The organism is Arthrobacter livingstonensis, from assembly GCF_003219815.1.
In the GTDB taxonomy this organism is placed as follows: Bacteria; Actinomycetota; Actinomycetes; order Actinomycetales; family Micrococcaceae; genus Specibacter; species Specibacter livingstonensis.
Genome location: NZ_QJVD01000004.1, coordinates 121,762 through 134,332, shown reverse-complemented (window position 1 = coordinate 134,332; position 12,571 = coordinate 121,762). Strand labels below are relative to the sequence as shown.

14 protein-coding genes are annotated in these 12,571 nt (G+C 64.9%); 1 reads left to right on the top strand and 13 read right to left on the bottom strand.

Annotated elements, in window-relative coordinates; translation table 11 throughout:
- Positions 1-592: 592 nt before the first annotated feature.
- The 6 genes from CVV68_RS05375 to CVV68_RS05350 form a co-directional block, all read right to left on the bottom strand.
- A complete protein-coding gene (locus CVV68_RS05375; RefSeq protein ID WP_110499979.1) occupies positions 593-1,138 on the bottom strand; it encodes a DUF4395 domain-containing protein in 546 nt (181 codons plus the stop codon).
- Positions 1,139-1,198: 60 nt separating this feature from the next.
- Positions 1,199-1,618: an MmcQ/YjbR family DNA-binding protein gene (locus tag CVV68_RS05370; RefSeq protein WP_110499978.1), complete on the bottom strand. Its 420-nt coding sequence runs from the start codon at positions 1,616-1,618 to the stop codon at positions 1,199-1,201.
- Between the two features lie 66 nt (positions 1,619-1,684).
- Positions 1,685-2,677 carry a 3'-5' exonuclease gene (locus CVV68_RS05365; protein ID WP_110499977.1) on the bottom strand — a complete coding sequence of 331 codons (993 nt, stop codon included), beginning with the start codon at positions 2,675-2,677 and terminating at the stop codon, positions 1,685-1,687.
- A 78-nt stretch (positions 2,678-2,755) separates the two neighbouring features.
- On the bottom strand, positions 2,756-3,424 hold the full coding sequence (locus tag CVV68_RS05360; RefSeq protein ID WP_245933356.1) for a hypothetical protein: 669 nt from the start codon (positions 3,422-3,424) through the stop codon (positions 2,756-2,758).
- Positions 3,425-3,447: 23 nt separating this feature from the next.
- Positions 3,448-4,398 carry an ABC transporter ATP-binding protein gene (locus CVV68_RS05355; protein ID WP_245933355.1) on the bottom strand — a complete coding sequence of 317 codons (951 nt, stop codon included), beginning with the start codon at positions 4,396-4,398 and terminating at the stop codon, positions 3,448-3,450.
- Positions 4,395-4,799 carry a GntR family transcriptional regulator gene (locus tag CVV68_RS05350; RefSeq protein WP_245933354.1) on the bottom strand — a complete coding sequence of 135 codons (405 nt, stop codon included), beginning with the start codon at positions 4,797-4,799 and terminating at the stop codon, positions 4,395-4,397. The genes CVV68_RS05355 and CVV68_RS05350 overlap by 4 nt, the downstream gene beginning before the upstream one ends.
- Positions 4,800-5,044: 245 nt before the next feature.
- Between CVV68_RS05350 and CVV68_RS05345 the strand changes: the two genes are divergently transcribed.
- The gene (locus tag CVV68_RS05345) at positions 5,045-5,758 is read left to right on the top strand and encodes a VTT domain-containing protein (RefSeq protein WP_110499974.1); all 714 of its coding nucleotides are present in this window, start codon (positions 5,045-5,047) and stop codon (positions 5,756-5,758) included.
- Positions 5,759-5,828: 70 nt separating this feature from the next.
- Here the strand turns inward: CVV68_RS05345 and CVV68_RS05340 are convergent, their stop codons facing one another.
- From CVV68_RS05340 to murI, 7 genes are all read right to left on the bottom strand, one after another.
- Positions 5,829-7,385, bottom strand: coding sequence for an NCS1 family nucleobase:cation symporter-1 (locus CVV68_RS05340; RefSeq protein ID WP_110499973.1), 1,557 nt, complete (start codon positions 7,383-7,385; stop codon positions 5,829-5,831).
- A 322-nt stretch (positions 7,386-7,707) separates the two neighbouring features.
- Positions 7,708-8,334, bottom strand: coding sequence for an RdgB/HAM1 family non-canonical purine NTP pyrophosphatase (gene rdgB / locus CVV68_RS05335; protein WP_110499972.1), 627 nt, complete (start codon positions 8,332-8,334; stop codon positions 7,708-7,710).
- Positions 8,331-9,080, bottom strand: coding sequence for a ribonuclease PH (gene rph / locus CVV68_RS05330; protein WP_110499971.1), 750 nt, complete (start codon positions 9,078-9,080; stop codon positions 8,331-8,333). The genes rdgB and rph overlap by 4 nt, the downstream gene beginning before the upstream one ends.
- A 157-nt stretch (positions 9,081-9,237) precedes the next feature.
- The gene (locus tag CVV68_RS05325) at positions 9,238-9,777 is read right to left on the bottom strand and encodes a hypothetical protein (protein WP_110499970.1); all 540 of its coding nucleotides are present in this window, start codon (positions 9,775-9,777) and stop codon (positions 9,238-9,240) included.
- Positions 9,778-9,789: 12 nt separating this feature from the next.
- Complete coding sequence (locus CVV68_RS05320) at positions 9,790-10,584, bottom strand: hypothetical protein (protein WP_110499969.1); 795 nt, start codon at positions 10,582-10,584, stop codon at positions 9,790-9,792.
- A gap of 158 nt (positions 10,585-10,742) precedes the next feature.
- Positions 10,743-11,540, bottom strand: coding sequence for an MBL fold metallo-hydrolase (locus tag CVV68_RS05315; RefSeq protein ID WP_110499968.1), 798 nt, complete (start codon positions 11,538-11,540; stop codon positions 10,743-10,745).
- 1 nt (position 11,541) lies between these two features.
- The gene (gene murI / locus CVV68_RS05310; RefSeq protein ID WP_110499967.1) at positions 11,542-12,564 is read right to left on the bottom strand and encodes a glutamate racemase; all 1,023 of its coding nucleotides are present in this window, start codon (positions 12,562-12,564) and stop codon (positions 11,542-11,544) included.
- Positions 12,565-12,571: the final 7 nt, after the last annotated feature.

Below are 12,571 nucleotides of genomic sequence, written 5' to 3'. Positions count from 1 at the left end.
GTGTACACCTCTGGCGGGCAGTCGACGCCGGCGCCCGCCTTTGCTGCGACCTCGGTGCCCGCGGCAGCGGCATGGAGGGCCACTTAACGCGTAGCTCAGCGGACCCGGCGCCCGCCAGGTCCTGACTCCGTGGACCGGTCACCCGGACAGTCCGGCTTCAGTTGTGCTGGTGTTAGCCGCGGCAGAGGCGTTTGGGCTGGTGTTGGCAACGAAAAGGACGTTGCAACCACCGGTCCAGCGGCTAACACCAGCTCCAACGCCTAACACCCGGGAAGCCGGGCATGCCACGCGAAAATGACCTGTCTCGGCCGTGCAGTCAGGGCGCCGACGGGGCACACCCACCAGGCGGGGATCCCGCCAACCGCGGCATCCAATACCCCTACATCACGCCAGATACGGGGATGGCCGCTTGACGCGAACCACAGCGGATCCGTGCGGCGGCGGCCGGCGCGCGTCGCCGCTGGAACTGGTGCTGGAACCGTTGCCAGCTTCCGGATCGGTCGTTACAACGCCATATCTTCGGCGAACACCAGTACACGCGAGGTCCGGACCGCCGGCGCGGGCTTCGGCGGGCTCAACTAGAACCGGGGCGCTAAACCGTCTGGACGGAGAATTTCGCACATTCCTCGCAGATGCCGGCCGGAATGATGCCGCGGCGCTGCAGCACGCCGAAAATGGCGCAGCCCAGGCACAGGCCGATGAACGCCTCCAGTGACGCCGCCACGACCAGCAGCACAATCAGAGTCCAGCCGGCCAGTGACGCCCCCGCCAGCAAAAGCACGAATGCCGCGGCGGAAAGCACGACGCCAATCCCTTGGGCGAAACGCTTCGGCGGCCCGGGGACCAGCCTCGGTTCGCCCAGCAGAGGGGCCAGGACGTTTACCGAAAGCAGGGCGGCCGGCGAAATCCGCGGGCCAAAAGCAAGCCGCAGCACAAAGCCGGCGGCAATGAGGCCCACCAGCCACGTCTGGCCCGTGATGACCGCAACGAGCGCCAAGAAGACGACGATGCCGGCCGTGAACCGGGCGGCGAACTCATTGACCGGGTTGGGGAAGGCAAAGATCCGCCTCAGGCGTCCCGGCTTCGGCACCTGGATGAACTCGGTGGCAGAGGGCAGCCGTTCGTTGAAGGTGGTCATCTCCCAACATTAGGACCGTTCCCCCCAGGGACTAAAGGATTGTTGCAAAGAATGACGGATTCACGTTCCGGCTGATGCGTCCCGGCCGGCCGGGGACCCGTCCCGGTCCAGGAGCGCGACACACCTGGCGGAGGCAATCCGCCGGTACGAGCTGTCCAGCAGTTCGGCGATCTCCTGCCAGTCGGGGGGGCCAAGCTCCAGATCGAGCCCCACCCAGCCGTACGGCCCGATGTATGACGGCACATAGAACCGCCGGTCCGCCAGCAGCGCGTCACGCTCGCCGGCGTCGGGCAGGACCTGAATCGACGACGGATGCGGATGGCCCGTCCGGCCTTGTCCGTAGTAGGCAAAGATCCGCCCGCAGCGGAAGGTGGGCCGTCCGAAAGCCTCCTTCTCCGTGGCCTCCGGAAAGGCCAGGCACAGGGACCGCAGCTGGAGCAGCACGGGATCGCCGTCGTCGTACATCTTCGGGTGGGCCATGCGTTAAAGCGTAGCTCCCGCGGCTCCCGGGCCCCGTGGATCCGGGTCCGGTTCGACCGCTGCCGCCTAGCCCACCATTTGCATGAATTCGCCTTCGGAGAGCACCTCGATGCCCTGTCCGCGCTGTTGGAGTTCGAGCACGCGCGAGGCCTTCGACGTCAGCCGGCCGTTGCGCAGGTCGGTTGCCGCGAAGCCGCTGCCCACCACCAGGACGGTGGTTTTCCGGGTGACGCTGCTGGCGCACTGGGCTCCGTAGTGGGCGGCCCGCAGCTTCGCCTCCGGCCGCTGCAGGCCGAGGTCGCCGGTGAACACCACCGTCTGCCCGTAGAGCGGGTGCGCAACATCGGCCAAGGGGTTGGGCAGCGGGTTCGGGCCCTCGGTGGACCAGCTCGCCCGCCCGCCGGACCGGGCCGGCGCACCCTGAGCGCCGTCCGCCAATTTCTCCAGCGCGGACCGCGTGGCCTTGGACAGCTCGCCGCTGGCGGGGTCCCACGCATCGGCGTGGGGCATGGCCAGTTTCATGGACGTGAAGACGCCGGCCACCGAAGATGCACAATGCTTCACGGCAATGTCCACCATGATGCCGGCGCATGCCCGGGCATCTTCGGTGGCGTCGTGGTGTTTCACCAGGGGCACGCCCGCCGCTTCAGCCACAAACGGCAGCGAATAGGACGGGAGCGAATAGTTCTTCCGGGACAACACCACGGTGCAGGCGTAGTCAAAGGCTGGCGCCGCCATCCCCGAAACCTCGGACGCCGAGCGGATCACCCCGAGGTCGAAGGCCGCGTTGTGCGCCACGAGCGCGTCGGCGCCGATGAACTCCCGCACCTCACCGAAAACGTCCTTGAAGCGCGGGGCCCCCTGGACGTCGTCGGGCGTGATGCCGTGGATGGTGATGTTGCGGGAATCGAAGTGGTCGTGGCCGGCGGGCGGGCGCATCAGCCAGTACCCTTCATCGACCACCACGCCGCCGCGGACCTTCGTCAAACCCACGGAACAGGGCGATCCCCTGAATCCGTTGGCGGTTTCAAAATCAATTGCAGTAAAGTCCACAGGCACATGTCAAGGCTACCGCTTGCCGGGGACGACGCCGGACCCCGCCTGCCGCCGTCGGCCCCCGTTCCCCAGTGGGGAATGCTACGGGGTCGCCCGGCGCAGGGTTAGGTACGAGCCGAGTCCCAGCAGCGCGGCCAGTGCCAGGGCCCACAAGCCGATGCTGAGCGGTGTCAGCGTGATGATCCATGCCCCGACCGAAGCCCACCAGCCCTGCCAGGTCACCAGCGCCGCTGCCCCCACGAGCAGGACCGCCAGGGCGATGCCCGCCACCAGCAGCCCAGTGGCCTGCCAGCGCTTGTACAGCGTTGCACCCCAGAACCCCGTCAGGAACAAGAACATCATGAGCACAAAGTAGAAGAACAGCTGGATTGGCCACGACTGGTCGGCCACCCACTGCAGGGCAAACATCTGTCCGTCCAGGCCCCAGCCGTGGGTGGCCGTTTCCACGTAGCCAAGGACCACATAGAGTCCGGCGACCCCCGCGGCCACCACGGCGAACAGACCCACGGTGCCGATGAAGAAGTTCCGGCGGCTAATGCTCAGTCCCTGCGCAAACGGGAAGGTCAGCGACATCGACTGGATGCCGAGGGCGAAAAAATACCACATGACGGCCTGTCCGGCGCCGGAGTACTTCACGCCTTCGGACGCGGAGCTCGGAAGCATGGCCCAAATTGCCATGGTCAAGGCGAAGGCGGACACCAGGATGACACCAGGAATGCCCAGGAAGGTCCATTTGTTGATGAGCTGCATCCTGGCAACTCCCACTGCACGGTTCATCGTGATGCCCCCGTTCGGGTTGAAGATGGTGCCGTTGGGTCGGGCGCAGGGGTGATACCGCTCCCGGGGGCGGCCCCGACGTCGAGTGTTTTCCTGATGACCAGCTGTTGCAGGGAGACCGGGCCCAGATCCAGGCCCAGGTCCTGTGCCTCGCGCCGTTCGGCAGGGCTCAATGCGCCGTCAAGGGTCAGTGAGACCAGGGCCCCGATCTGCTCACGGTGCAGCACCGGGCGTCCGGCGGCGAAGGACTCCACAGCCTCACGGCGTCCTGCCAGGACGACGGCGGAGCCGCGGATGTTCTCGGCATCGTCGTCAAGGATGATCCTGCCCTTGTCGATGACGATGACGTGCTCGAGCATGTTGGCGACCTCGTCGATCAGGTGGGAGGACAGCACGACGGTGCGGGGAAATTCGGCGTAGTCGGCCAGCAGCCGGTCATAGAACAACTGCCTGGCCACGGCGTCCAGGCCCAGGTACGGCTCGTCAAAGAACGTCAGTTCCGCCCGCGAGGCCAGGCCGATGATCACGCCCACCGCCGAAAGCTGGCCGCGGGAGAGCTTCTTGATCCGCCGCTTCATCGGCAGCTGGAAATCCTCCGCCAGCTGCCGGGCCAGGGCGTTGTCCCAGTTCCGGTAAAACAGGGCGGCGGACTTGAACGCGTGCCCTGCATTGAAGTCGTCCGGGTACTTTTGTGATTCCCTGATGAAGCAGATCCGGCTGAGCACCTTTTCGTTTTCATAGGGGTTTTCGCCAAAGACACGCACCTCGCCGCCGGTGGCAAAACCCTGCGCGGTCATAATGGACATGAGCGTGGTCTTGCCGGCGCCGTTGCGGCCAAGCAGCCCGTAGATCTTGTCTTGTTCCAGGACCAGGCTGACGCCGTCGAGGGCGGTCAGCTCGCGGTAGGTCTTGGTCACCTTGTCCACGCGGACAATTTGAATGCTCACAGTGCCCCTTCTTTCTGGTTCATGGCGTTCCCTTCCTGCTCCTGGCCGCCCCGTTCCCGGGCCAGCATCTCAGCGAGCTGGCCGCCGTCGATCCCCAGCTTGCGGGCCTCCCTGGCCAACGGCCGGACAAATTGTTCGTAAAAATCTTCCCGGCGCCGGCCCAGCAACACGGCTCGTGCACCAGTGGCAACAAACATGCCAATGCCCCGTCTCTTGTAGAGGATTCCGTCGTCCACCAACCTGTTGACGCCTTTGGCGGCCGTGGCCGGGTTGATCCGGTGGAAGGCGGCAAATTCGTTCGTCGACGGCACCTGGGCCTCTTCGGCCAACCGCCCGTCCACGATGTCGTTCTCGACCATTTCAGCAATCTGGCGAAAGATCGGCTTGCTGTCATCAATCACAGGACCAGTCCTTTTCGAAGAACCGCTGACCGGCGTCGCATCAGTTGATCGGTTCATTACTCATGTAACTAACCATACAACCCTGGGCGCGTCTGTCAAGTAGTCCGCCAGGACCCTCTGGCGCTTGGCGCGGCCCCCTAAACGGGTAAACCGCGACTGTCCCGGCCCTGGTTTCCTGGGCGCCTTCCTGGGTGGCATCCACCCGTGGATGGAGGATCGCCCAGGGGCAGGTACCGTACCCTTGAATGGTGATACTTTCAGCTCTGAGTGACTTCGCCCTGCCCGCCCTGGTGGGCCACGGCCCTGCCCCGATGGGCTTTCTGCCGCCTTGGCTCGACCCCGTCAACATCCTCGACAACCCCGCCCTCGGCTTCTGGGTCGTCGTCATCGCCTGTGCCATCATCTTTGCCGAGACCGGACTGCTGGTGGGCTTTTTCCTTCCCGGGGACTCCCTGCTCTTCACGGCCGGACTGCTCACCAGCACCGGCAAGCTTCCGGTCAACATTGGCGTGCTGATCCTCCTGCTGGTCGTGTGCGCCTTCGTCGGCAACCAGGCCGGCTACTATATTGGAGCCAAGGCAGGCCCCGCCATCTTCAATAAGCCCGACTCGAAATTGTTCAAGAAGGACCATGTTGAGCACGCGCACGCCTTCTTTGAAAAGCACGGCGGCAAGGCCCTGATCCTGGCCCGCTTTGTGCCGATTGTGCGCACCTTTGTGCCGGTCATCGTGGGCGTGGCACGGATGAACATGCGCCACTTCGTGATCTTCAACGCCATCGGCGCCGTGTTGTGGGCCGGCGGCGTCACGCTCCTGGGCTACATCCTTGGCGACCGCTTCCCCTGGGTGCAAAAGAACCTGGACATCATCTTCATCCTGATTGTCCTGGTCTCCGTCATCCCCATCTTCGTTGAACTGGCCAAGGCCTTCCTGTCCGGCCGCAGGGCCAGGAAGTCCTAGCCTTCACGCCTTATAGTACGACGGCTGCCCCCGGCGCAAGTGCCGGGGGCCGCCTTGTGTTCTTGCCCTGCTAGTGCGTGCTGGCGACAGCGATCGGATCGCCTGAAACGTCCTCGGCGTGTGGGTTGCGCTCGGATATGACGTAGAAAACCAACGCGCCGATGCCTGCGCCGAAGAACCAGGAAAAGTCGGCGATGGCGGAAAAGAACGGCACGAGGCCAAAGACGATCGCGATAAGTGCGGCCGGAATGAAGGCGATGATGGCCTTCGAATTGACACCGCGCTGGTAGAAGTACGGCCCGGAATCCTGCTGCGTGTAAAGCGCCGGCACGTTGATCCGGCTCTTGCGCAGGATCCAGTAGTCCACCATGATGATGCCGAACAGCGGGCCAAGAAGGGCGCCCAGGCCGCCGAGGAAGTAAACGATCACCACGGGGTTGTTGTACAGGTTCCAGGGCAGGATGACCAGGCCAATGAGGGCGGAAACCACACTTGCACGGGCAAAGTTCATGTGTTTTGGAAAGAGGTTGTTCAAGGCGTACACGGGAGCGACGAAATTCGCCATCATGTTCACCGCAATGGTCAGCACCAGTAGCGCCAGGCTGGCCAGGACCACCAGGACGGTGTTGGGGACCGCCTCAACGATGTCCGAGGGGCTGGTGATGATGTGGCCATTGATCTTGAACTGGGCGCCGGCCATGACCACCGCGATGACACCAAAAAGCATGGTGTTGATCGGAATGCCCCAGATGTTGCCCCTGACAATGGACTTGCGGGACTTGGATGCCCGGGTGAAGTCGCAGAAGTTCAGCACAAAGGTGCCGTAAATGGTCACCCATAGGGCCGCGCCGCCAAAAATGCTGCGCCACATGGCACCGCCGGTGAGCGGATGGTCGGTGGAGAAGGAAATCGACATGCCGGCCTCGAGGAACATCCACACCGCCAGGGCAATGAGTGTAACCAGGACGACAGGACCGGCGAACACCTCGTACCTGCGGATCATGTCCATGCCGAAACGGACGATTACCACCTGCACGATCCACAGGAAGATGAACGTCGCCCAGCCGAGGGTTGAAAGCCCGAGGAAGGAGTTGTGGTCAAACCGGCCAAGCGAGGGGTCGATCGCGATGAGCATGACGCGCAGCACGAGCGTGGCAAGGTAAGTCTGGATGCCAAACCAGATGACGGCGACGGCACCGCGGACGGCGGCCGGAAGCTGGGCACCGCGGATGCCAAAGGCGATGCGGCTCATGACCGGAAAGGGGACCCCGGTCTTGTGTCCCATGAAGCCCGAGTAAGTGAGCAGGAAGAAAAGCAGGACGGCGCCAATCGCCAGCGCAAGCAGGATCTGCCAGCTGCCCAGGCCAAGGGCAAACAGGCCGAGTATGAACCCGTAGTTGCCCAGGCTGTGCACATCGTTGGCCCACAGGGCGAAGATGCTGTAGGACGTCCAGTGCCGGCCCTCCCGCTTTGTTGGGGCGAGGTCCTGGTTGTACAGGGTCGCACTGATCCGGGGCAGGCCGGGGACTTCCCCGCTGGGTGGATAGTGCAGGATGTGGTCGCCGTGTTCGTGCCGGAGACCGCCCTCATGGTGCTGCTGAGGGGGCGCGGGGTCGGAAATGTCCATCGATCTTGACCAATCACTAGCCTGCAGCCTCCTCGTCGAGGCCACACAAAAAGTGTAAGGCGCATAACGTAAATTCCGCAAGAAGAAATTTGGTTTCCATAGTACGAAATTCACAAGAGTCGAAACTGAGGACGCAGTGGCCCTGAACCCGCAGCCATGCGCGGGTCGTGCCCGGAAGTGCGACGGGGCCGCCTTTTCGATGTGCCCGCCAGCGGATCCATAACGCAGTTGATGGACCGAAATGCCACAATTTCGGGACAATCCGTCCAACAACTGCGTTATGGAATTTCTGGGCTTGACCCTGACTGCAACGGAAGGTGCCCTACTGCCGCGCGAGGGCCTCGACGATGTGCGGCAGCAGTGCCCGGAAGGCGTTGCCACGGTGGCTGATGGCGTTCTTCTCTTCGCCGGTCAGCTCGGCGCAGGACTTCGCCAGGCCCAGGGGCGCCAGGATGGGGTCGTAGCCGAAGCCGCCGTCACCGCGCGGTGCCGTGAGCAGGGTGCCTTCCAGGGTTCCCTCCTCCACCACGTCCAGCACGCCGTCCGGACTTGCAAGGGCAGCCGCGCAAACAAATCGGGCGCCCCGGTGGGCGGCGTCGATGTCCGCCAGCTGAGACAGCAACAGGGAAAGGTTCGCCGCGTCATCCCCGTGCGTGCCTGCCCACCGGGCCGAGAAGATCCCCGGAGCCCCGCCCAGTACGTCCACGGCGAGGCCTGAATCGTCGGCGATGGCAAGGACACCGGTGAATCGCGCAACCTCGGAGGCCTTCAACCGCGAGTTTTCGGCAAAGGTGACCCCCGTTTCCTTGACGTCAGGCGCGCCTAACGCACCGGCGTCGACCACGTCCACGTCCACGTCGAGCCCGGGTACCTGCCCGCGCAGCAGCTCGCGCAGTTCGCGCAGCTTGCCCTGGTTGTGGGTGGCCAGGACCAGGCGCGGTCCGGTCACTTCGCGTCGAGGGTTTCGCGCTGGATTTGGGCCAGTTGGCTGGTGCCGATCAACGCCAGGTCCAGAAGTTTGTTCAGCTCGTCGCGGTCGAATGGGGCGCCTTCGGCAGTGCCCTGGACCTCCACGAATTTGCCGGAGCCGGTGACCACCACGTTCATGTCGGTCTCCGCGCGGACGTCCTCAACGTAGGGAAGGTCCAGCATGGGGACCCCGTCGATGATGCCCACGGAGATGGCGGAGACCGTGTCAAGGAGCGGCTGGGAGTTCTTGGGGATCAGCTTGTTTTCCTTGGCGTAGGCGATGGCGTCGGCCAGGGCCACATACGCGCCGGTGATCGCAGCGGTGCGGGTGCCGCCGTCGGCCTGCAAGACGTCACAATCCAGGACGATGGTGTTCTCGCCGAGTGCCTTGGTGTCAATGATGGAGCGCAGCGAGCGGCCGATCAGGCGGGAGATCTCGTGCGTGCGGCCGCCGATCCGGCCCTTGACGGATTCGCGGGAATTGCGGGTGTTGGTGGCGCGCGGCAGCATGGCGTATTCGGCCGTGACCCAGCCGGTGCCCTCGCCCTTGAGCCAGCGCGGCACGCCGGCCGTCAGGGAGGCGGTGCACAGCACGCGGGTGTTGCCGAATTCAATCAGGGCCGAGCCTTCGGCCTGCTTGGACCAGCCGCGTGTGATGGTGATGTCGCGGAGTTGGTCGGTGGTGCGGCCGTCGGCGCGCAGGAATGCAGTCTCGCTGGATGTCATGGGTATAAGCCTAGCGTCCGAGGGCCCCCGGGCGAGCCGTCCTGTTCTGCGCCGCCAACGTAACCTGCCGGGCGCAGGACACTGTCCTGCGCCCGGCACGGCAGGCACGGTGCGCAGAACAGTCCCCCATGCCTGCGCCGGGATGCTGGACGGGCGGTCAGCGGCCCTTGTTGGCCAGCTTGAAGTTCTTCCTATCTGTGAAGTACTGCGAGCCGGGCTTGATGAAGCACAGGACGATGGCGGCGATGCCGGCCAGCACCTGGAGGACGGTGAAGATTCCCGCGGGCATGGAGAGGCTGACGAGCTGGCTAAGCGAAATCACGGCCAGCACCAGCCCGGTGATGCGCGCCCAGCCGGCGCCCTTGTTGATGAACAGGCCGATGATGACGTAAAGAACCACTGCCACCACTGCCACAACGACGATTAGGACGATGGTGGTCGTCACGGCGGCCTGCACCAGATCCTGGCCGTTGCTCTTCATATTTTGCTTGGCGATCGTCTCAGCGGCATTCGCGCGGAACTTGTCGGAGGTTGCGTTGACGACGCCGAAGATGGCCCCGATGACCTGCAGGACGGCTGCGGCCAGAATCAATTGGAAGGCCCAACCCACCTGCTTCGGCTTTACGGGAACGGGTGCAGGTGCGCCGCCCTGCTGCGACCAGTCCGGATTGTAGCTTGGCATCGGGGTGTTGCTCATGGTGAAAGTCCTTTACTGTGAACGGCTGGGCAGTTCCGCCGGCCTTTCCCAGCCACCGTCAGACTCCCCATAATCTTGTGCATCGGTACTCCCGACCCTATCGGACATCGGCCGCACAAACATGATCATTTCGGATGATTCTGGCGGCGCCGGGCGATGCGGCGGAGCCGGCAAAGCCGCTAAATCCAGCGTGCCGACGCCGGATGTTTCCTCAAATTCGACTGCGTTTCCGTACTTGGCGGCGATGGCCAGCACGGTGGGGTTCTCCTGCAGCGGCGGCTCGGAGGCGGTGCGAAGGATCGTGACATTGACCGCCTCGTTCACGGGGTCCGGGCCCAGGCCCTGAACGGTGTTTTGGCGTTTGGTCATGTACTTGTCCAAGACCTCCTTCTGGATCCCGAGCATCTCGGCCAGGGAGTACTTGGCCGGCACAACCGCTGTGGCCCTGCCCTCGGGGTCGAGCTGCTTTCGCAACGACTCGAATTGCACCGCCGCCGGGGCGTCCGGGCGGGCCACGCCCATCACAAGCTTGGACGGCTTGCCAAGGAACCAGGCCCCGGAAAACACTTCGTGGTTGTCATCGACCAGGGCGTACAATTCCTCGAGGGCCGGCGTCATGGACCCGCTGCCGGCATAACCCGGGGAGATCCTGATGACCGGGGCCGCGGGCGTCGCCGTTGCCCGGCTTTCCGCTGGCGCCGAGTTCGACGGCGCAGGGCCGCCCGGGGTGGTCGCGACGGCGGCGGGCGCGCACCCTGCCAGCGACACCGCAACACCTGCGGCAAGCAGCAGATGGACCTGTTTCATGACGCACCACTTTCGCAAGGCGAATCCAGATGCTCCCAGTATGCCCGGGCGGAGCCGCGGCGTCCCCGGGGCGGGCCAAAACGTGACGAAATGGCAACGTGCCGCGGCGGTAGGGCCCCAGGATCAAGGAGGGCCGGTGACCGGGCTCGGGCCGTTGCCTAGATGGTGTAATGGACCCCGGCCACGGCGACGGAAACGTCACGGGAAAACACTTCACGGGCCTCTGCAACCACGGTGTTGGGGTCCGTCCACACGGGGATGTGCGTCAGCAGGAGCCTGCGCGCGTTGGCCCGCTCGGCCGCTTCGCCGGCACGCTTGCCGGTCAGGTGGACGTCCTTGATGTGGTCGTCGCGGCCCTCTTCGAAGGCAGCCTCACAGAGAAAAAAGTGGGCGTCCCGTGCCGCGTCCTCGAGAGCCTCACAGGCGTCCGTGTCCCCGGAATACGTCAGCGTGCTTGTCCGGTCGACGCCGGTGCCGTCATATTCGGTGGTTTCAATCCGGAGGGCGTAGGCCTCGGCCACGGGATGGTTCACAGGGTACGGGGTGACCTTGAAGGGCCCCACCGTGACCGGTTCCAGCGCCTGCCAGTTCTGAAAATCGAACTCGCCGCGCATCCCGGGGTCCAGCTCCAGGCCATAGGCGGTGGCGAGCCTGTCCGCCGTCGCCTCCGGCCCCCATACGCGGATCCGCCCGCGGTTCCACCCGTGAGGGTTCCAGCGCACGGCCACGTGCAGGCCGCACAGGTCCATGCAGTGGTCCGGGTGCAGGTGGGTGAGGAAGATGGCGTCGATATCCTCCAGGTCCATGTACTTTTGGACATCGCCGAGGGCCCCGCTGCCAAGGTCCAGCAGCACGCGCCACGGCCGGACGCCGTCGTGCGCCGTCAACAGGTAGCAGGAAGCTGCCGACGACGGACCCGGGAAGGACCCGCTGCACCCTATGATCGTCAGTTTCATCTCAGCTCCCCAATGCCGGCCCGGAAACGGCCAGTCTGCCCGCTGGGTCCTGCAAAACAAAATTGGAGATCCGCGCGCTGCCGGGGCCTGCTGCGCGGGCGGCGGCAATCATGTCCGGCGTGATGCGGGCCATGGAACCGGTGGGGTAGTGCGCGGACACGTGGCTGGCCTGCTCCACGCCCCGGACTTCCGGGCCCAGGAACCGACGGGCCAGGACGCCGAACCCGCCGGCGTCGCCCGTGGACAGGAAGGTGTGGGTGGGTGCAAGGGTGGAAAGCCGTTCCAGGTCGTGGCTGACCAGCGCCTTGTAGACGTCCTTGGCCGTTTCCTCGGCGCTTGAGACGAGCGTGACCGAATCCCCCATCACGTAGGAGATCACGCCGGTGAGCAGCGGGTAGTGGGTGCAGCCAAGCACCAGGGTGTCCACCTTGGCCTCCCGCAGCGGCGCCAAATACGCCTCCGCCGTGGAGAGCAGTTCGGGGCCGGCAGTAATTCCGGATTCCACAAAGCGCACAAAATCAGGGCAGGCCACGGACGTGATCCGAAGGTCCGGCGCGGCGGCGAAGGTGTCCTCATAGGCGCGCGAGCCCACCGTGGCAACGGTGCCGATGACGCCCACATTTCCCGTGCGGGTGGCGGCCACGGCACGCCGCACGGCAGGCTGGATGACCTCGATAACGGGGATGCCGTACCGGGCCGTGTAGCGTTCCCGGGCATCGCGCAGCACTGCGGCGGACGCGGAGTTGCAGGCAATCACCAGCAGCTTCACGCCGGCGTCCACCAGTTCGTCCATGACGCCCAGGGCGTTGGCCCGCACCTCGGCGATGGGCAGGGGCCCGTAGGGGCCGTTCGCGGTGTCGCCCACGTACAGGATGGATTCGTTGGGCAGTTGGTCGATGACGGCGCGCGCCACGGTCAACCCGCCCACGCCCGAATCAAAAATGCCGATGGCCCGGTCCGCCAAGGGGCTCGCGGCCGCATCTGGCTGGGCTGTGGTCTGGGGTCCCCCGGGTGTTGTGCTCATAATCGTT